Source organism: Tsukamurella spumae (assembly GCF_012396015.1).
Lineage (GTDB): Bacteria > Actinomycetota > Actinomycetes > Mycobacteriales > Mycobacteriaceae > Tsukamurella > Tsukamurella spumae.
On the sequence record NZ_JAAXOQ010000030.1, the window covers coordinates 1 to 19755 of the forward strand.

The 19755-nt window shown below is 71.0% G+C and carries 16 protein-coding genes; 10 read left to right on the plus strand and 6 right to left on the minus strand.

The genetic code is table 11. From position 1 onward, the window contains the following. The 3 genes from sucB to lipB all read left to right on the plus strand — a co-directional run. Positions 1 to 1039: 2-oxoglutarate dehydrogenase, E2 component, dihydrolipoamide succinyltransferase (gene sucB / locus HF999_RS18325; protein ID WP_168547288.1), on the plus strand; the 1039-nt coding region annotated here is incomplete at its 5' end. Between the two features lie 22 nt (positions 1040 to 1061). After that, positions 1062 to 1979 carry a TIGR01777 family oxidoreductase gene (locus tag HF999_RS18330; RefSeq protein ID WP_168547289.1) on the plus strand — a complete coding sequence of 306 codons (918 nt, stop codon included), beginning with the start codon at positions 1062 to 1064 and terminating at the stop codon, positions 1977 to 1979. 10 nt (positions 1980 to 1989) lie between these two features. Next, positions 1990 to 2700: a lipoyl(octanoyl) transferase LipB gene (gene lipB / locus HF999_RS18335; RefSeq protein ID WP_168547290.1), complete on the plus strand. Its 711-nt coding sequence runs from the start codon at positions 1990 to 1992 to the stop codon at positions 2698 to 2700. Between the two features lie 25 nt (positions 2701 to 2725). Here the strand turns inward: lipB and HF999_RS18340 are convergent, their stop codons facing one another. Together HF999_RS18340 and HF999_RS18345 are read right to left on the minus strand one after the other, a co-directional pair. Further along, on the minus strand, positions 2726 to 4492 hold the full coding sequence (locus tag HF999_RS18340; RefSeq protein WP_168547291.1) for an HNH endonuclease signature motif containing protein: 1767 nt from the start codon (positions 4490 to 4492) through the stop codon (positions 2726 to 2728). 51 nt (positions 4493 to 4543) lie between these two features. After that, positions 4544 to 4942 (minus strand): winged helix-turn-helix transcriptional regulator, encoded by a 399-nt coding sequence (locus HF999_RS18345; protein WP_312854197.1) that lies wholly within the window; start codon positions 4940 to 4942, stop codon positions 4544 to 4546. 143 nt (positions 4943 to 5085) lie between these two features. Here HF999_RS18345 and HF999_RS18350 point away from each other — a divergent pair, with 143 nt between their 5' ends. Genes HF999_RS18350 through HF999_RS18360 form a run of 3 tightly spaced genes read left to right on the plus strand, consistent with a single transcriptional unit; the run spans position 5086 to position 10037 of the window. Continuing rightward, complete coding sequence (locus tag HF999_RS18350) at positions 5086 to 8136, plus strand: MMPL family transporter (RefSeq protein ID WP_312854198.1); 3051 nt, start codon at positions 5086 to 5088, stop codon at positions 8134 to 8136. Positions 8137 to 8195: 59 nt separating this feature from the next. Beyond that, the gene (lipA, locus tag HF999_RS18355) at positions 8196 to 9224 is read left to right on the plus strand and encodes a lipoyl synthase (protein ID WP_168547292.1); all 1029 of its coding nucleotides are present in this window, start codon (positions 8196 to 8198) and stop codon (positions 9222 to 9224) included. A gap of 51 nt (positions 9225 to 9275) precedes the next feature. After that, positions 9276 to 10037, plus strand: coding sequence for a DUF4191 domain-containing protein (locus HF999_RS18360; protein WP_168547293.1), 762 nt, complete (start codon positions 9276 to 9278; stop codon positions 10035 to 10037). A 52-nt stretch (positions 10038 to 10089) separates the two neighbouring features. Here HF999_RS18360 and HF999_RS18365 read toward each other — a convergent pair whose 3' ends face one another. Continuing rightward, entirely contained in the window at positions 10090 to 10572 is a 483-nt protein-coding gene (locus tag HF999_RS18365; protein ID WP_168547294.1) for an RDD family protein, read from the minus strand. A gap of 188 nt (positions 10573 to 10760) precedes the next feature. Between HF999_RS18365 and glnA (HF999_RS18370) the strand changes: the two genes are divergently transcribed. The 4 genes from glnA (HF999_RS18370) to HF999_RS18385 all read left to right on the plus strand — a co-directional run bounded on the left by glnA (HF999_RS18370) (position 10761) and on the right by HF999_RS18385 (position 14368). After that, complete coding sequence (gene glnA, locus HF999_RS18370) at positions 10761 to 12194, plus strand: type I glutamate--ammonia ligase (protein WP_168547295.1); 1434 nt, start codon at positions 10761 to 10763, stop codon at positions 12192 to 12194. A 128-nt stretch (positions 12195 to 12322) separates the two neighbouring features. After that, a complete protein-coding gene (locus tag HF999_RS18375; RefSeq protein ID WP_168547296.1) occupies positions 12323 to 12868 on the plus strand; it encodes an FKBP-type peptidyl-prolyl cis-trans isomerase in 546 nt (181 codons plus the stop codon). 79 nt (positions 12869 to 12947) lie between these two features. Continuing rightward, on the plus strand, positions 12948 to 13424 hold the full coding sequence (locus tag HF999_RS18380; RefSeq protein ID WP_168547297.1) for a nitroreductase family deazaflavin-dependent oxidoreductase: 477 nt from the start codon (positions 12948 to 12950) through the stop codon (positions 13422 to 13424). A gap of 260 nt (positions 13425 to 13684) precedes the next feature. Further along, positions 13685 to 14368: a hypothetical protein gene (locus HF999_RS18385; RefSeq protein WP_168547298.1), complete on the plus strand. Its 684-nt coding sequence runs from the start codon at positions 13685 to 13687 to the stop codon at positions 14366 to 14368. A gap of 9 nt (positions 14369 to 14377) precedes the next feature. On the opposite strand, the gene HF999_RS18390 is transcribed toward HF999_RS18385, so the two are convergent. From HF999_RS18390 to glnA (HF999_RS18400), 3 genes are read right to left on the minus strand one after another with little or no spacing between them, the layout of a single operon-like run. After that, positions 14378 to 15316: an endonuclease/exonuclease/phosphatase family protein gene (locus HF999_RS18390; protein WP_168547299.1), complete on the minus strand. Its 939-nt coding sequence runs from the start codon at positions 15314 to 15316 to the stop codon at positions 14378 to 14380. Between the two features lie 24 nt (positions 15317 to 15340). Next, a complete protein-coding gene (locus HF999_RS18395) occupies positions 15341 to 18370 on the minus strand; it encodes a bifunctional [glutamine synthetase] adenylyltransferase/[glutamine synthetase]-adenylyl-L-tyrosine phosphorylase (RefSeq protein WP_168547300.1) in 3030 nt (1009 codons plus the stop codon). A gap of 10 nt (positions 18371 to 18380) precedes the next feature. Beyond that, entirely contained in the window at positions 18381 to 19721 is a 1341-nt protein-coding gene (gene glnA, locus HF999_RS18400) for a type I glutamate--ammonia ligase (protein ID WP_168547301.1), read from the minus strand. Positions 19722 to 19755 lie beyond the last annotated feature (34 nt).

Genomic DNA, 19755 nt, shown 5'->3' on the forward strand with positions numbered 1-19755 from the left:
GGCCCCTGCCGCTCCCGCTCCCGCGGCGCCTGCGGCGCCCGCCGCTCCGGCACCCGCGGCGGCTCCCGCCCCGGCCGCCTCGTCGTCGGACTCGACGCCGTACGTGACCCCGCTCGTCCGCAAGCTGGCCGCGGAGAACAACGTGGACCTGAACGCGGTCAAGGGCACCGGCGTCGGTGGGCGCATCCGCAAGCAGGACGTGCTGGCGGCGGCCGAGTCCGCCAAGGCCCCCGCTGCAGCGCCTGCCGCTGCCCCCGCGGCTGCCGCACCGGCGGCACCGTCGGTGCCGAAGGGCGTGCGTCCCGAGCTGGCGGCGCTCCGCGGCACCTCGCAGAAGACGAACCGCATCCGCCAGATCACGGCGCGGGTCACCCGGGAGTCGCTGCAGGGCTCCGCGCAGCTCACCCAGGTCTTCGAGGTCGACTTCAGCAAGATCGTCGCGCTGCGCGCGCAGGCGAAGGCCTCGTTCAAGGCCAACGAGGGCGTCAACCTCACGTACCTCCCCTTCATCGCGAAGGCGGTCATCGAGGCGCTCAAGGTGCACCCGAACGTCAACGCGTCGATCAGCGACGACTTCAAGGAGATCACCTACCACGGTGGCGTGAACCTCGGCATCGCCGTCGACACCCCGCAGGGCCTGCTGTCGCCGGTGATCAAGAACGCCGACGACCTGTCGCTGGCCGGCCTCGCGCGGGCCATCGTGGACCTCGCCGACCGCACCCGCGGTAGCGGCCTCAAGCCCGACGAGCTGTCCGGCGGCACCTTCACCATCACCAACATCGGCAGCGAGGGTGCGCTCTTCGACACCCCGATCCTGGTCCCGCCGCAGGCGGCGATGCTCGGCACCGGTGCGATCGTCAAGCGCCCGGTCGTGGTCAAGGACGCCGCGGGCACCGAGTCCATCGGCATCCACCCGATGGCCTTCCTGCCGCTGACCTACGACCACCGCCTCATCGACGGTGCCGACGCGGGCCGCTTCCTCACCACGGTCAAGCACCGTCTCGAGGAGGGCGCGTTCGAGGCCGACCTGGGCCTGTAGGCGCAGGACGCACCCGGAACCCATGGAACGACGGGTCGCCCTCGCCGGATCGTCGGGGCTCATCGGCAGCGCGCTGTCGAGAGCACTGACCCGGCGGGGCGACACCGTCGTTCCGCTCGTTCGGGGCGATGCCCTCGTCCCGGTCGGTGCGCTCCCCTGGAACCCGCGACACGGCGAGGTTCCGGACCTCACCGGTTTCGACGCGGTGATCGTGCTCAACGGCTCCCCGATCGCGGGTCGCCGGTGGACCGGTGCGGTCAAGCAGGAGCTGCGCGATTCGCGGATCGAGCCCGCGGCCGCGCTCGCCGAGGCGGCGGCGCGCGACGGCGTCCCGGTGTTCCTGGGCGCCGGCGCGATCGGCGTCTACGGCGACGCGGGCGAGGCCGAGTGCGTCGACGGCACCGTCGGCACGCCGCCCGGCTCGGGGTTCCTCGCGGGGCTGTGCGTCGAGTGGGAGGCCGCGGCGGATCCCGCCCGTGCCGCGGGGGCCACCGTCGCCCACCTCCGCTTCAGCCACGTGCTCTCCGGAGCGGGCGGGCTGCTGCCCGTGCTGCGCCGGGTCTACCGGCTCGGCCTCGGCGGACGCCTGGGCAGCGGCCACCAGTGGATGTCCTGGATCGCGCGCGAGGACGCCGCGCGCGCCGTCCTGCACGTGCTCGACGGTGCGCTCGCCGGCACGATCGCCGGTCCCGTCAACATCACCTCCCCCGCGCCCGTACGACAGCAGGCCTTCAACGAGGCCCTCGGTCGCGAGCTGCACCGCCCCGCCCGGTGGGTCGTACCGCGGTTCGCCCTGCGCGCGGCGGTCGGCGAGATCGCCGACGAGGGCCTGCTCGGCTCCCAGCGGGTCGTGCCGCGCGTGCTGCACGAGAGCGGATTCCGCTTCGCGCACACCGCACTTCCCGGCGCTCTCGCCGTGGCGATGACCGACGAGGCGTAGCGTCGACGGCATGCCTGCACGCTCCGCCCGCGCCGAATCCACGCCGATCGTCGTCGAGGACCTCGGCACCATCGGCTACCAGGAGGCCTTCGACCTCCAGCACGATCTCGCCGGCCAGCGCGCCGACGGCACGATCGACGACCGGCTGCTGCTCCTCGAGCATCCCCCTACGTTCACGGCGGGTAAGCGCACCGAACCCCAGGACCTGCCCACCGACGGCAGCACCGTCATCGACGTGGACCGCGGCGGCAAGATCACCTGGCACGGCCCCGGCCAGCTCGTGGGCTACCCGATCATCAAGCTCGGCTCGGCGATGGACGTGGTCGACTACGTGCGGCGCATCGAGCAGGCCCTCATCGAGGTCTGCCGCGGCCTCGGGCTCGACGCCGGGCGGGTCGAGGGCCGCTCGGGCGTCTGGTTCCGCGCCGACGGTGCGCGCCCCGAGCGCAAGGTGGCGGCGATCGGCATCCGCGTCGCGCGCGGCGTCACCCTGCACGGCTTCGCCCTCAACTGCGACAACACTCTCGGCGGCTTCGATGCGATCATCCCGTGCGGCATCCCCGATGCGGGCGTCACGACGCTGAGCGCCGAGCTCGGCCGCGATGTCACCGTCGGCGAGGTCCGCGACGCCGTGGTCGACGCGGTGCGGCGCGCGCTCGACGGCGACCTGCCCGTCACGGACGAGTCGCTGCACCAGACCTCGGCGCCGACCGCGCGCTGAATCCGCGCCGCCCGGACCACCCCGGTCAGTACGGGGGCGGCTCGTCGGCGGGGTGCGCCGGCTCGGGTTCCCGACGGTGCCGCCCCTCCGGAGGGAGCAGCGCGGCGCGCTCCGCGCGGATCTCGGCGCGAACGCGCCGACCGTGCGTGCGCAGCACGCATCGCAGTCGCTCCTCGACGATGCTGATACCGGTGCCGGTGCCGGTGCGCGCAGGCGGGTCCGGGGGCGACACCTCCGACCGCGGCTCGCGCAGCCGCTGCGCTGCGTCGCGATTGCGTTCGCGGATCTCCTCGCGACGCCGGTGCTCACGCTGCAGCTTGGTGGGCCCGTTCCGGACCCGATACTTCGGGTCCGGCAGGTCCGGCACCGTCCATTCCACCCGTGTCAGGTCCGGGAACAACGTCAGCACGATGCCGGCCGGGTCGACGATGATGCGCTCGCCGTCCGGGGTGATCCACAGGATCCGGCCGTCCGCGAGACGCGCGTCGATCCACCCGCCCGCCGTCTTGAGCTGATGGTGCTTCACGCACAGCGGCTGCAGGTTGTCCGCCGCGGTCCGGCCACCGCGGGCGGGATCGGCGTGATCGAACTCGCGTGAATGATCGATCTGGCACCGACGCGCAGGCCGGGTGCACAGCGGGAACACGCACCGCGGGTACAGGATGGTGAGATAGCGGGCGAGGTCCGCGGTCAGGCGATAGCTCGCACTGCCGCGGGCCCGCACGAGGGCGGCGGAATCCGCACCGGCGTCGGTCCGCTCGCCGAACTCCCGGACCACTGCGTCCTCCCGGCCGGCGAGATCGCGGGCGTGCGCACCGGTGATCGGGCCGTACCCGATCAGGTACCCCGATTCGTCGTTTCCGGGCTCGGCGAGCGTACGTTCGTTCACCACCACCTGCACCAGCGCGCGGTACCGCACGATCACGCCGTCCTCGACACCGCTCTCGGCGGCGCGCGCCTCGGCCCTGCCGCACACCCCGCAGTCGCACCCCAGCGTCACGTACCCGCGCAGCAACATCATGAGCCCGTCGGCACGTCGCTGCGCCACCGTCCGCGAATCCGCGTCGCAGACCGTCGCGACGATGTCCTCGAGGCGCCGCGCGAACTCCACCCCATCCTCCGCGGGCAACAGCGCGAACGCCGAGGCCAACCCGTCCTCCTCGGAACGGAACGTGACCGTGCGATCATCGCGGCATCGCTCGCGGCGCTTCACCGCCGCCTCGGGGTCGATCCGCTGGACCAGCAGGTCCGCGAACTCCCGCAACGCCGGGATCGCCAGCAACTCCCGCGCGTCGGCCTCCAACCGGTCGGCGAGAGCATCGTCGAACTGGCGAACCTGCGCCCTTCCGAGCGCCCGCGACCGGGCGAGCGCCTCACGACCGCCCTGCACCGAGATCACGCCCGTGGCGATCAGCCCGAACACCCGCGGCAGCCGCTCGACGAACCCCACCGCCTCCTCCACCGCGCGGTCCGCCGCGGCGGAACCGACCCGCAGCACCACGGACACCTGCGCCTGCAGCGCGGTCTCCCGCAGTCGCAGGTCCCGCCGACGCGCCCGAAGATCCGCGATCTCCGCATCCGCGGGCAGCCCCAGCAGCTCCGCCTCGGCGTCGGCGTACATCGTGCGATAGAGGCAGTACAACGTGGCGACGCGACGGCAGTAGGCCGCGTTCTCCGCGTGCCGCTGTTCGAACAACAGCTTCGATAGCTGGTCCCGATAGCCGTGCACACCCGCCAACCCCTCGGGGATCACTTCCCCAGGTAGATCGCGGATCAGGTGCGGCAGCTCCATGACTTCATGATACGCCTGTTCGATATGTCGGGCAACCAATCGAACGGATAACTAACCTGCGGGCGGTGCCGGTCGCGCCTCATCGTCCGGCACGTCCTCCGCGCCGTCGCGGACGCCGCGAGCCCACGCCTGCGCCCACAGCTCCAGCGGCCCGAGGGCGATCAACAGGGCCTTGCCCTGGTAGCTGAGGCGGTAGGCGCCATCAGTCGTCTGCGTGACGATGTGCGCGGCCGTGAGCTCCGAGAGGCGCTGCGAGAGCGTGCTCGACGAGATCCCCTCGATCCCCGTGCGCAGCTCCGAGAAGCGGGTCCTGCCGAACCGCAGCTCCCAGACGATGCGCAGGGACCAGCGCCGGCCGAAGAGGTCGAGCGCGGCCATCATCGGGCGGCCGCTGTCCGAGCCGCGGACCGGCCGGCCCGGTAGCGGACGATCGACCTCGTTGTGATCCACGTCACTCCCCCTACTGCTGTGCGTCCGAACCCACACCCGGACTCGCTAGGCGAACTCCGGCGATAGGGATACCGTTCACACCTATCAGTTCGGTTCGATTTTTGGACCACGGCCGGGATCCCCCCGGCGGAGCGGAGGCGACCGTGATCGACACCCATGATAATTCCGCGGCCAAGACCACGGTCTTCGCGCGGATCGGCCGGCTCTGCGTGCGGTACGCCGCATGGATCCTGCTGTTCTGGGTCGCACTCGCGGGCATCCTCAACGTCGCGATCCCGCAACTCGAGCAGACCGTGCATCGACACTCCGCGCCGTTCATCCCCGGCGATCTCCCCGGCGTCGACGGCCTGCGCGCCATGGCCCAGGAGTTCGGCACCCCGTCCTCGACGGCGCAGGGCAATGTCATCGTCGCCGCCGAGGGGAGGATCGGACCGGAGCAGGAGCAGTACTACCGCGCCCTCACCACCGCGCTGCAGGCCGACCGCGAGCACGTGGCCTATGTCATCGACACCTTCGGCAAGCCCGCCGCGCGCGAGGTCGGCCTGAGCCCCGATGGCAAGGCGATCAACCTGCTCGTCGCGGAGGTCGGCGACATCGGTTCCACCCGTGCGCAATCGAGCACCGAGGCGATCCGCGCCACGATCCGGTCGATCCCCGCGCCACCCGGCACCACCGTCGAATTCACGGGCACCGCACCGACGCTGTCCGACCTGTTCACCGCGATCGACTCCTCGCTGCTGGTGATCACCGCCGTCTCCGTGGCACTGATCACGGCGCTACTGCTCATCACCTACCGGTCCGTGGGCGCCGCGCTCGTGCCACTGCTGACGATCGGCCTCTCGCTCGCCGTGGCGCGCCCCATCGTCTCGCTGCTCGGCGAGCACGAGGTGATTCCCGTTTCGAACTTCTCCATCGCGATCATGACCGCGATGGTGCTCGGGGCCGCCACCGACTACGCGATCTTCGCGGTGGCCGGCTATCACGAGGCACGCCGCGCAGGGAGCTCCTCCGACGAGGCCGTGGTCGCGGCGTCGTCGCGCGTCGGCCGCATCATCGCCGCCTCCGCGCTCACCATCGCCGTGGCCAGCGGCGCCATGATCTTCTGCAAGGTGGGCATCTTCGTCACCGCGGGCCTGCCCACGACGATCTCGATCATCACCACCTGCCTGATCGCCCTCACCCTGCCGCCGGCCCTGCTGCGCTACCTCGGCGCCCGGGGCTGGGTGGAGCCGCGGGCGGGCACCGAGAAGCGCTGGCGACGCACCGGCGCGCGGGTGATGCGCCGCGCGGTACCGCTGTCGGCGGCCGCCCTGGTCGTTCTGCTCGCCGCCGCGGCGGCGCTCCCGAGCATGGTGATCGGCTTCGACGAGAATCGGATGCAGTTGCGCGCCACCGACTCCCGCAAGGGCTACGAGACGGTGGTCAAGCACTGGGGCGTGAACGAGGCGGTGCCCGAGTTCCTCCTGATCCGCACCGACCACGACATGCGCAACACCCACGACCTCGCGGCGCTCGAGGCGGTCGCGATCGGCGTGAGCAACCTGCCGCAGGTCGCGTACGTCCGGTCCATCACCAGGCCCGACGGTAAGCCCATCCCCGAGTCCGCGGTCGGGTATCAGACGCAGCAGGTGGCGAACGGCCTGGGCGATGCGAACCGTCAGCTGACGGAGGCGTCGCCGCAGCTCAAGGCGCTCGCGGCCGGCGTCGATCAGCTCAACGCCGGGGCCGGCGAGGCCGCGCGCCGCGTGCCGGAGCTCGTCGCGGGCACCCAGCGGGTGACCGGCCTCGCCTCGGGTGTGCTGGACGCGCTGACCTCCGCCCAGCAGGCGCTCGCGACCGCGAGCGGGGGCACCGTCGACGTGAACGCCGCGACGGCCCTGCTGCGCACCGCCGTGTCCACCCTGACCACCGCCGCCGATGCGGTGCGCGCCGCGCAGCGGCAGCAGTCGGCCGCCGGCATCGGCGAGGTCCTCGGACCGCTGGTCGGCCCGATCTCCCCGTCGTGCGCCGCCGACGGTGCCTGCGCCGCCGCGCATCGGGCCTTCGCCGAGCTCGACCGCGCGACCTCCGGGCGGGCGGCCACGGCGGTGCGTGCGGCCACCGTCGTCCTGCCCGCCGGCACGACCGATCGTGCCGCGACCGCCCTCGCGCAGGCCGACGATGCCCTGGCCCGGCTGCAGGGCCTGCTCAAGGGCCTGGGCGGGCTGAGCCCCGAGCAGGTCAAAGCGCAACTCGCCGAGCTCACCTCGGGTGTCACGCAGTTGAGCACGGGCCTCGCGCAGCTGAGCACGGGCCTGGGCCAGGTCAAGACCGGCACCGACCAGGTGGTGGAGATGACGGGCCGCCTGCAGGTCGGCCTCGGGACCGCCACCGACTACCTCACGGGGCTCAGCGCCGGCACCACGTCCGGCCCGGGCCGGGGCTTCTACCTCCCCGAGCAGGGGCTGCACTCGGACCGCTTCATCGACGGCTCGCGGGTGCTCCTGTCGCCCGACGGCCGCACCGCCCGCATGCTGGTGGTCTGGAACATCAACCCGTACTCGGACGAGGCCCTGGGCACAGCGGCGTCCATCCCCGCCGCCGCGCGGGCCGCCGCGAAGGGCACCGTCCTCGAATCGGCCGCCATGGACGGCTTCGGGCTCGGGTCGATCTCCGCGCAGATGCGGGAGCAGGTGCTGCGCGACTTCCTGTTGTTCGGCGTGGTCGCGGTGATCGGCGTCTTCCTCGTGCTGCTGGTGCTGCTGCGGTCCGTGATCGCACCGCTGCTCATGGTCGCCACGGTGGTGCTCTCCTTCGCCGCAGCCGCGGGGGCCTCCGTCCTGCTCTGGCAACACGGCCTGGACATCCCGGTCGATTGGTCGGTGCTGCCGATCTCGTTCATGGCGCTGGTCGCCGTGGGCGCGGACTACAGCATGCTGTTCGCCGACCGCATCCGGGAGGAGGCCGCGGGCGATTCGACGGTGCGCGGCGTGCTCCGCGCGTTCGGCACCACCGGCAGCGTGATCACCACGGCGGGCCTGGTCTTCGCCATCACCATGTTCGCCCTCATGAGCGGCAGCGTGATCAACCTGCTGCAGATCGGGTCGACCATCGGCATCGGGCTGCTGCTCGACATCGTGGTGGTGCGCACCGTCTTCGTCCCCGCCGCGATCACGGCCCTCGGCGACCGGGTCTGGTGGCCGTCGAAGCCCTGAGGGCGGGCGGTCGCGCGGCGTGACCCGCAGCACCGTCGAGCTGCGGGACCGGGCGTAGCATGGGGCGGGTGAGTACCCCGGAGAACCCCCGCAAGCTACTCCGCCTCGAGGTCCGCAACGCGCAGACCCCGATCGAGCGCAAGCCGAACTGGATCCGCACGCGCGCGAAGATGGGCCCTGAATTCACCGAGCTCAAGGGCCTCGTCAAGCGTGAGGGCCTCCACACGGTGTGCGAGGAGGCGGGCTGCCCCAACATCTACGAGTGCTGGGAGGACCGCGAGGCCACCTTCCTCATCGGCGGCGAGCAGTGCACCCGCCGCTGCGACTTCTGCCAGATCGACACGGGCAAACCCGCAGAGCTGGACCGGGACGAGCCGCGTCGCGTGGCGGAGTCCGTCCAGGCGATGGGCCTGCGCTACTCGACCATCACCGGCGTCGCGCGCGACGACCTGCCCGATGAGGGCGTGTGGCTCTACGCCGAGACGGTCCGCCAGATCCACGCGCTGAACCCGAACACCGGCGTCGAGAACCTGATCCCCGACTTCCACGCGAAGCCGGAGCTGCTGGCCGAGGTGTTCGAGTCGCGCCCCGAGGTGCTGGCCCACAACCTGGAGACGGTGCCGCGCATCTTCAAGCGCATCCGGCCCGCGTTCCGCTACGAGCGCTCGCTCGACGTGATCCGGCAGGCCCGCGACTTCGGCCTGGTCACCAAGTCGAACCTGATCCTCGGCATGGGCGAGACCCCCGAGGAGGTCACGGCCGCGATGCGCGACCTGCACGACGCGGGCTGCGACATCATCACGATCACCCAGTACCTGCGCCCCTCGCCGCGGCACCACCCCGTGGAGCGGTGGGTCAAGCCGGAGGAGTTCGTCGAGCACACCGCCGCCGCGGAGGAGATGGGCTTCGCCGGCGTCATGGCCGGGCCGCTGGTCCGCTCGTCCTACCGCGCGGGCAAGCTCTACGCCAAGGCGATGGCGCACCACGGCCGGCCGATCCCGGAGAACATGGCGCACCTGACCGCTGAGGGCGACGCGGCGCAGGAGGCCACCTCCGTGCTCAGCCGGATGGCCGCGGCGGCCAAGTAGCCCGGCACTCGGCCGCAGGGCCCCGAACGACCGCACATTAAGCTGGGAGACATGGCACAGGACAAGGCAGCCGCCGACAAGCTCAAGGCGCAGAAGGCCGAGGCGAAGCGCGCCCGCAAGGAGAAGTCCCGGGCGAGCCGCAAGCAGATGTGGCAGGCGTTCCAGATGCAGCGCAAGGAGGACAAGGCGCTGCTGCCGATCATGATCGGCGTGTTCGTCGGCGCGATCGCGCTGTCGCTGGTCATCGGCTTCCTCATCAAGCCCTGGTGGATGTTCCTGATCCTCGGCGTCCTGCTGGGCGCGCTGGGCGCGTTCATCGTCTTCACCCGTCGCCTCGAGCGCAATGTCTACAGCAAGAACGAGGGCCAGGTGGGCGCCGCGGGCTGGGCGTTGGAGAACATGCGCGGGTCGTGGCGCGTCACGCAGGCCGTGGCCCGCACCACCCACGCCGATGCCGTGCACCGCGTCGTCGGCAAGCCGGGCGTGATCCTGGTGGCCGAGGGCAACGAGGGGCGGGTCAAGGGCCTACTCGCGCAGGAGAAGAAGAAGACGGCGCGCGTCGTCGGCCAGACCCCGATCTACGAGTTCGTGGTCGGCTCCGAGGAGAACCAGGTCCCCCTCCGCAAGCTGCAGCGCGCGCTGAACAAGCTGCCGTCGAACATCAGCGGCAAGAAGATCGACGAGTTGGAGGGTCGCCTCGCTGCCCTGTCCAACCGGGGCGGCGGCGCACAGATGCCCCGCGGCCCGATGCCGCAGGGCGCCAAGATGCGCAGCGTGCAGCGCACCGTCCGGCGCAAGACCGGCTCGAACTGATCACGCCTCCGGGGCCCGCACCTGCGGGCCCCGAGTGCTGTCCGGACCGGCGCTACCGGGACCGGACGACGACGGTGCCGGTGGCCCGGTCCTGCATGCCGCGCCCGTCCACGTCCTGGATGAGCGGCGGCACGATGAACAGGATCAGCAGGTTCCGGGCGAGGGCCCGGACGATGCCGACCCGCATCTGCGGGTTCTCGATGCGCGCCACCCGCAGGCCGGCGAAGTACTGGCCGGGCGTGAAGCCGAACAGCGTCACCGACAGCACGCCGACGACGAACCAGATGCCGAGCGCCAGCGTGTCGTAGGACGTCGGCTCCCCCGCGAACACCTTGTTCGGGCCGACCACCGCGACCGCGATCAGCGCGGACGGCACCCAATCGAGGAACAGTCCGAGCACGCGGCGACCGGCACCCGCGACCGAGCCGGCACCGTCGCGCGGGAGCCCCAGCTGCTGGCCCCGGTAGTCACCGTGGGCGCCCTCCGGCAGTGCCGCAGAGGCTCCGGAGAGCCATGATCCCGTTTCTCGACGCATGCGACCCAGGGTACGTGGGCGAGCTTTCCCACCGTGTTCCGGACAGGTCCCGATGTGTAACACCGTTGAAACATTGCGTTAGTTCCCGGGCAACACCTCGTCCATACCGTTCATTCTCGTAACCTCGATGGTGGTGGTCACGGTTCAGACCGTGTCGCACCACCGGACGACGAAGGAGCAAGTAACAGGTGTTCACTACCAAAGAGGAACTTCTCGACTACCTGAAGAAGGAAGACGTCGAGTACGTCGACATCCGCTTCTGCGACCTGCCCGGAACGATGCAGCACTTCAGCATCCCCGCCTCGGCATTCGACGAGAGCGTCTTCGAGGACGGCCTGGCGTTCGACGGATCGTCGATCCGCGGCTTCCAGTCGATCGACGAGTCCGACATGATGCTGCTGCCGGACGTCACGACCGCGCGGATCGACCCGTTCCGCGCAGCGAAGACCCTGAACGTCTCGTTCTTCGTGCACGATCCGTTCACCCGCGAGGCCTACAGCCGCGACCCGCGCAACATCGCGCGCAAGGCCGAGGAGTACCTGCTCAGCACGGGTATCGCCGACACCTGCTTCTTCGGTGCCGAGGCCGAGTTCTACATCTTCGACTCGGTCTCGTACGACTCGTCGATCAACGGCTCGTTCTACGAGGTCGATTCGATCTCCGGCTCCTGGAACACCGGCCGCCCGATCGAGGAGGACGGCTCGCCTAACCGCGGCTACAAGGTCAAGACCAAGGGCGGCTACTTCCCCGTCGCGCCGTACGACCACTACGTGGACCTGCGCGACAAGATCTCGACCAACCTGCAGAACGCCGGCTTCACGCTCGAGCGCGGCCACCACGAGGTGGGCACCGGCGGCCAGGCCGAGATCAACTACAAGTTCGACACGCTGCTGCACGCGGCCGACGATGTCCAGCTGTTCAAGTACATCGTGAAGAACACCGCGTGGCAGGAGGGCAAGACCGTCACGTTCATGCCGAAGCCGCTGTTCGGTGACAACGGCTCGGGCATGCACGCCCACCAGTCGCTGTGGAAGGACGGCAAGCCGCTGTTCTACGACGAGGCCGGCTACGGCGGCCTGTCGGACCTGGCGCGCTGGTACATCGGCGGCATCCTGCACCACGCCCCGTCGCTGCTCGCCTTCACCAACCCGACGATCAACTCGTACAAGCGCCTCGTGCCGGGCTACGAGGCCCCGATCAACCTGGTGTACAGCCAGCGCAACCGCTCGGCGTGCGTCCGCATCCCGATCACGGGCAACAACGCCAAGGCCAAGCGCATCGAGTTCCGCTGCCCCGACAGCTCGGGCAACCCGTACCTGGCCTTCGCCGCCATGATGATGGCGGGCCTGGACGGCATCAAGAACAAGATCGAGCCGCACGCCCCCGTCGACAAGGACCTCTACGAGCTGCCGCCCGAGGAGGCCAAGGGCATCCCGCAGGCCCCCACGCAGCTCGCGGACGTGATCGACCGTCTCGAGGAGGACCACGAGTACCTCACCGCCGGTGGCGTGTTCACCGAGGACCTCATCGAGGAGTGGATCTCCTACAAGCGCGAGAACGAGATCGCGCCGGTGAACCTGCGTCCGCACCCCTACGAGTTCGAGCTCTACTACGACGTGTGAGTCGTAGCCCCGCACGACGATTCGAGCCCGCACCGGTTCTCCGGTGCGGGCTCGTCCCGTTGGTCGGTACCGGAAGGATCGACACCACGAACTTCCAGTACCCCCGCCGCAGACGGTAGGTTCGGGGGATGCGCCCCTCCCGCCTGCTCCTCGCCGCGACCGCCGTCACCCTCGTCACCGGGACCCTCACGGCGTGCTCGTCGAACGCCGCGGCGACGTGCCCGACCGCGGCGCCCAGCACCGCGAACGCGCCGGACTGGACCTACCAGGGGCAGACCGGTTCGATCGTCGTCACGGGCCCCTCCGACAGCGCCTCCCCGCAGATCACCGTCGAGAAGCCCTTCGCCGTCGCGGAGACGCACGTCCAGGCCTTCAATCCGCCCGGCGACGGTGCCGTGGTCGGCGCCGGCGGGACCGTCTCGGTCTGCTATCTGGGCGTCAACGGCCGCACGGGCGAACGTTTCGACAGCACCTACGACCGCGGCAAGCCCGCGTCCTTCTCGCTCGACGGCGTGATCCCGGGCTTCCGGAAGGCCCTGACGGGACAGAAGGTGGGCAGCTCCATCGGGGTCGCCATCGCACCGGCCGACGGCTACCCCACCGGTCAGCCCTCGGCGGGCATCCTGCCGGGCGACACCCTGATCTTCGTCATCAAGATCCTGTCCGCGAAGTAGGCCCGCAACCAGGGATTCACCCGATGTGCCGGACCGGTCCGCACGGTAGGACTGGAGGCACACCGAACCTGGAGGCCTCATGCGCGTACTGTCCGCCGTCGTCGGAGCCGTGGTGCTCCTCCCCCTCGCGGCGTTCGCCGTGATCCTGGCGGGTATCCGATTCCGGATCCGGCCCGTCCTCGACCTGGTCCGCCGCTTCAACCGGGACGTCACCAATCCACGCGCCGTGCACGGCGCGCAGTCCCCGGACTCGACGCGGACCGTCGTGCGCCACCTGGGACGACGCAGCGGGAAGGCCTACGAGACGCCCGTCGACGCATTCGCCACCGACCGGGGCACCCTGCTCATCGCGCTGCCCTACGGCTCGGAGACGGACTGGGTCCGCAACATCCGCGCGGCGGGCACCGTCGAACTGGTGCGGCAGGGCGAGACACTGACGGCGAGCGAGCCCCGGACGGTCGCAACGGCGGACGTACTCAGCGAGATCCCGCCCGGCGCGCAGCGCACGCTGCGGCTGTTCGGCGTCGAGCAGTGCCTGGAGCTGCGGCTGCCCTGATCCGGCAGCGCCACCGGTGGATTCGTCCGTTCGGGGGACTGTGCGGCGCATCGGCCGCACGTAACCTGGGCGGATGAACGCCCCCCGGCCCCCACTACGGCGCTCGTTCGTACGGCGGCCCTCCGCCCACCCGGCAGGCTCCGCCCGGTGGTGCGCCGCAGTACGGCTATCGCCCCGTTCCCGGCCCGGCTCCGCTCCCCGGCCCGGCTCCGCTCCCCGGCCCGGCTCCCGCGCCGGACCGCCGCGGCACCCCCACTGCGGTGATCGTCTCCTGCGCACTGGGTTTCGCGGCGCTCGCCGCCGTGGGCGGGTTCGTCCTGGGCCGGAGCACGGCACCGCGTTCCGCCGCGCCGATCGTGGCCGCGGAGCGGACCACGTTGTCGCCGACGATCGCCGCGGTCCCCACGGGCGCGAGCACCTCGGTCACCCCCACCGGCGGAATCACGCTGACGGACAGCGCCTCCGACGCGCAGCCGCACCCGGTCCGCGATGGCACGGTGTACGGCCCGAGCGACCTGACGGCGATCACGGTGACGGCCAACGGGTCGCGCCTGGTCTCCACGATGACCTTCAAACCCGGCACGAACATGGCGGCGATCTCCACCGAGATCGCGATCCGGACCGACCCGGACCGGTTGCGCGGCTGCGATTTCAGCGTCCTCGCCGACTCGGACTGGGCCCTGAGCTACGACATCGACGGAGCCGAGATCCTGTCGGCGCCCTCCACCTGCGACGGCAGGTGGACCAGTACGTCGATGTCGCTGGAGGCCTCGGTGTCGGGTACCACCCTCACCCTCAGTGCGCCCCTGTCGAGCCTGAATCTCAGCGCGGGGCAGCGGGTCACCGTGCGCGGGTGCGCCAGCACGCGGATCGATTCGACCTCGTCCACGTTCATCCAGGACTACGTGCCGGACGTGGCCTCGGGGGCCGTCGGAACGATCTGAGCCGGGCGCTCAGCCGACCCGGGCGAGCAGCGCCAGGTGATCCGCGCCGGACACCTCGTGTGCCGTGACCTCGGCCGCGCCGAGCCCGCGCAGGAGCACGTGATCGATCCCCACCAGCGGCGGATAGGCCTTGTCCGTGGGATAGGTGGGGAGCCATCCCGCGCCGGCCAGTTGCCCCGCGTCGCGGTAGCCGCCGGCGAGCAGGCGACGGAACTGCACGTGGTCGTAGGTGGCGTTGTAGTCGCCCAGGGCGATCACCGGTCGCGGCTCGGGGACACCGTGCAGCAGCGCCCCGATCTTCGACAGCTCATCGGCCCAGTCCGAGGGTTCCAGCGGCGGCACCGGGTGCACCGCGAACAACTGGACGTCACCTCTGCCGGGCACCGCCGCGACCGCCGTGAGCGCGGCGAGCGCGAAGCCGGGGACCGTCGCCGTGCTCGAGAGCGGATGGCGGCTGTAGAGCCCGGTGCCGTAGGCGAGCCGGTCCGGGTGCACGAAGGAGTACGGGAGGTCGGCCGCGATGGTGCTCCCGGCGATCCGCTGCGCCGCCTCGGGCGTGAGCTCCTCGACGGCCAGGAAGTCGACACTGTTCTCGCGCACCAGCTTCGCCAGCTGGCCCGCGTCCCCGCCGCCCAATTGAATGTTGGACGTGAGCACCGTCAGCGTCTTCCCGCTCGGGGCGGCCTCGCCGCGCCAGAGCGGCGCCTGGACCCCGATCGCGGACACCGCCACGGCGATCGCGACCGCCAGCCGGATGAACGCCCCCGCGTACAGCAGGCACACCACTGCCAGCGCCACGGTCGCCGCCAGGAGCACGGGCACCATCGCCGCGGCGGCCACCGTGACCTTCTGCGCTCCGGGCCAGTAGTGCAGTCCGATGGTCGCGAGCGCGGCGAGCAGCGCCACGGTGCCCACGATGCCCGCCACCGGCCGGATGAAGATCCTCATGCCGACAGTCTGCCGGGCGAACCGCTATTCGCCCCAGAACACCCGGTCGACGACGGCCCGGGCGCGCCGCGTGGTGCGCAGGTAGTCCTCCAGGAAGTCCAGCGCGGGACCCCGCCAACCGGCCACGAAGGCGACGTTCGCGAGGACCGCGCCCGGTCCGGGCAGCTGGTCGACCGGCTTGCCGCGCACCAGGAACAGGGCGTTGCGGGAGCGGGTCGCGGTGAGCCACGCGTCGCGGAGCAGTTCCACGTCGCTCTCCGGCTCCAGCTCCGCCGCCCCGATGACGTCCAAGGACTCCAGGGTGGACGTGTTCTTCAGCGCGGGCACGGCGCTCGCGTGCCGCAACTGCTCGAGCTGCACCGTCCACTCCACGTCGGAGAGCCCGCCGCGACCGAGTTTGGTGTGGGTGGCGGGATCGGCGCCGCGGGGCAGCCGCTCGGAGTCGACGCGCGCCTTGATGCGGCGCAGCTCGTTCACCGTCGCCGCCGAGACGCCGCCGTCCGGGTAACGCACCTCGTCGACCATGTGCAGGAACTCGAGCGCGAGCCCCTCGTCGCCCGCGACGTGGGTGGCGCGCAGCAGCGCCTGCACCTCCCAGGGCTGCGCCCATTCGTGGTAGTAGGCGCGATACGCCGCCAGGGTGCGCACGACCGGCCCGTTGCGGCCCTCGGGGCGCAGCCCGGTGTCGACCTCCAGGCCCGGGTCCACCGACGGTGCACCGAGCCGCTTACGCACCGCGTCGGCGACGAGGTTCGCCCAGCGCACGGCGTCGGACTCCTCGTACCCCTCGTTGGGCACGCAGACGAACAGGACGTCGGCGTCCGAGCCGTAGCCGATCTCGTGCCCGCCGAGCCGCCCCATGCCGATCACCGCGAGCCGGGCGGGCGCGCCGGGCTTGTAATCGCTTCTGCTGGATTCCCGTTCGACGACCGAGGTCGCGATCTCCGACACCAGTGCCGCGTCGAGCGCCGCGCCCCACACCGAGGACAGCGCGGTGCAGACCTCGGGCACCGTCATCATCCCGAGGATGTCGGCGGACGCGATGCGCGCGATCTCGCTGCGGCGCATGGCGCGGGCCACCGCGATGGCCCGGTCCCGGTGGTGCGCACGGCTGACCGCCGCGAGCATGCCGTTGTAGACCTCGTGCGGGGAGGTCTCCGTGAGCTTGGGTCCGGCGGCGCCGTCGGCGTAGAGGCGGATCACCTCGGGCGAGCGCCCCAGCAGCTCGGCGACGAAGGTCGAGGAGCCCAGCACCGTCATCAAGCGCTGCGCCACGACGGACTCGTCGCGCAGCACTCGCAGGTACCACTCCACATCGCGCAGGTCCTCGGACAGCTTGCGGTAGTTCAGCAGGCCGGCGTCGGGGTTCGGTGTCTCGCTGAGCCATTCGAGGAGCGTGGGCAGCAGGATGGTCTGGATGCGGCCCCGGCGCGACGAGTCGGCCATCGCCTTGAGATGCGCCAGGGCGTGCTGCGGCTGGTGGAAGCCGAGGGCCCCGAGTCGCGCGATGATCGCGTCGTCGGACAGGCTCACCGCATCGGCGTCGAGATCGGCGATGGAGTCGAGCAGCGGCCGGTAGAACAGCTTCGTGTGCAGCCTTCGCACCCGCGCCGACTGCCGCTTGAGTTCGGCCCGCAGCACCCCCGCGGCGTCGCGGTCGCCATCGGGCCGGATGTGCGCGGCCCGGGCCAACCAGCGCCAGGCCTCCTCGTGATCCTGCGGCGGCAGCAGGTGCGTGCGCTCCATGCGGCGCAGCTGCAGCCGGTGCTCGAGGCGGCGGAGGAACTCGTACGAGGCGGTGAAGTTGGCCCCGTCCTCGCGGCCCACGTAGCCGCCCGTCGTCAGGGCCTCCAGGGCGTCGACGGTGCTGCGCTCCCGCAGGGTCTCGTCGGTGCGGCCGTGCACCAGCTGGAGGAGCTGGACGGCGAACTCGACATCGCGGAGGCCGCCGCGGCCCAGCTTGAGTTCGCGCTCGCGCAGGTCGGGAGCGATGTTCTCCTCGACGCGGCGACGCATCTCCTGCACGTCCTGCACGAAGTCCTCGCGCTCGGACGCCTCCCACACCATGGGGCTGAGCGCCGCGAGGTAGTCGTGACCGAGCTGCATGTCGCCGGTCTGCGGCCGAGCCTTGAGCAGCGCCTGGAACTCCCAGGTCTTGGCCCACCGCTTGTAGTACGCCACATGCGAATCCAGGGTGCGGGTGAGGCTGCCGGCCTTGCCCTCGGGGCGCAGGGCCGCGTCCACGTCGAAGAAGGCGGCGGAGCCGATCCGCATCATCTCCCCCGCCAGCCGCGCGGACGGACCGTCGGCCGGCTCGGCCACGAAGATCACGTCCACGTCGGAGACGTAGTTCAGTTCTCGCGCACCGCATTTGCCCATCGCGACCACGGCGAGCCGACCCTCCGGATCGGCGTCGGGGAACACCGTCGCCACGGCGACCGACAGGGCGGCCGTCAACGCCGCGTCCGCGAGGTCGGCGAGGTGCGCACCCACGACCGGGAAGGGCAGCGTGGGCTCGTTCTCCACCAGCTCGGCGAGGTCGCGCGCGGCCAGCACCATCGCGAGGTCGCGGTAGCCGTCCCGCAGCCGCGCGATCGCCTCGCCGCCGGTGACGGCGGCGCGATACAGGAGGTCGTCGTCGCGCCGCCCCGGCACCTTCACGGCGTCGACGGTGGCGAGCATCGCCGTGATCAGGTCGTCCCGCGATTTCAGCGGCGCCGTGTCCTGCAGCAGCCGCCAGGATCCCGGGTGGCTGATCAGGTGATCGCCCAACGCGTCCGAGGCGCCGAGCAACCCGAACAGGCGGCCGCGGAAGGTGGTGTCGGAGCGGATCAGGCCGTCGATCTCGGCCCAGTCCTCGCCCGTCGTCTCCCGCAGCCGCACCAGGGCGCGCAGCGTCCAGTCCGGATCGGCGGCACGCGAGAGCGCCCACAGCACGTCGGAACAGGCTGTGTCGGCCCATTTCAGGAGTTCGAGGTTCGACTCCGCTGCGGGGTCCAGCAGGCCGAGCCTGCCCGCACTCGGACGGCGGACCTCACGACTGGTCGGCGGCACCGTCGGCCCCCTAGAGGGAGAGGAAGCGGTCGAGCTCGAACGGAGTGACCACCGAACGGTAGTCGTTCCACTCCGCCCACTTGTTCCGCAGGAAGTACTCGAAGACGTGCTCCCCCAGCGTCTCCGCCACGAGCTCGCTCTTCTCCATGAGGACGAGGGCGTCGTCGAGGCCGGACGGGAGGTCGCGGAAGCCCATCGAGCGGCGCTCGCGGGCCGTCATCTGCCGCACGTCGTCCTCGGCGGCCTCGGGCAGCTCGTATCCGCCCTTGATACCGGCCAGGCCCGCGGCGCACAGCACCGCGAACGCGAGGTACGGGTTGCACGCCGAATCGGGCGACCGGACCTCGATGCGGCGGCTGCTGGACTTGTTCGGCGTGTACAGCGGCACGCGCACCATCGCGGAGCGGTTGGCTGCGCCCCAGGTGGCGGCGGTCGGCGCCTCGTCCCCGGTCACCAGGCGCTTGTAGGAGTTCACCCACTGGTTCGTCACGGCGGAGATCTCGGGCGCGTGGTGCAGGATGCCGGCGATGAAGGCCTTGCCCGTCGCCGAGAGCTGCAGCTCGTCGTCCGGGTCGTGGAAGGCGTTGGAGTCGCCCTCGAACAGGCTCATGTGGGTGTGCATGCCCGAACCCGGGTGGACCGAGAAGGGCTTCGGCATGAACGAGGCCTTGACGCCCTCGGTCATCGCCACCTCCTTGACGAGGTAGCGGAAGGTCATCACGTTGTCGGCCATCGAGAGTGCGTCGGCGTAGCGCAGGTCGATCTCCTGCTGGCCGGGCCCGGCCTCGTGGTGGCTGAACTCGACGGAGATCCCCATCGCCTCCAGTGCCTCGATCGCCTTGCGCCGGAAGTTCGGCGCCGACTCGTGCACCGCCTGGTCGAAATAGCCCCCGGTGTCGGCGGGGATCGGCATGCCGTGCGGCCCGGACTCCTTGGACAGCAGGTAGAACTCGATCTCCGGGTGCACGTAGCAGGAGAAGCCCAGATCGGCGGCGCGGTTGAGCTGGCGCCGCAGCACGTGCCGGCTGTCGCCCCAGGACGGCGTCCCGTCGGGCATCGCGATGTCGCAGAACATGCGGACGGAGTGCATCTCCCCGTCTCCGCTGGTCCAGGGCAGCACCTGGAAGGTGGACGGGTCGGGCTTGGCGACGGTGTCGGCCTCCGAGACGCGGGAGAAGCCCTCGATCGAGCTGCCGTCGAAGCCGATGCCCTCGGTGAACGCGCCTTCCAGCTCCGCGGGCGCGATCGCCACGGACTTGAGGAAACCGAGCACATCGGTGAACCACAGCCGCACGAAGCGGATGTCCCGTTCCTCGATGGTGCGAAGCACGAACTCCTGCTGCCGATCCATGCTCACGACCCTAGGCGAGAAGGTGTTAACGGCG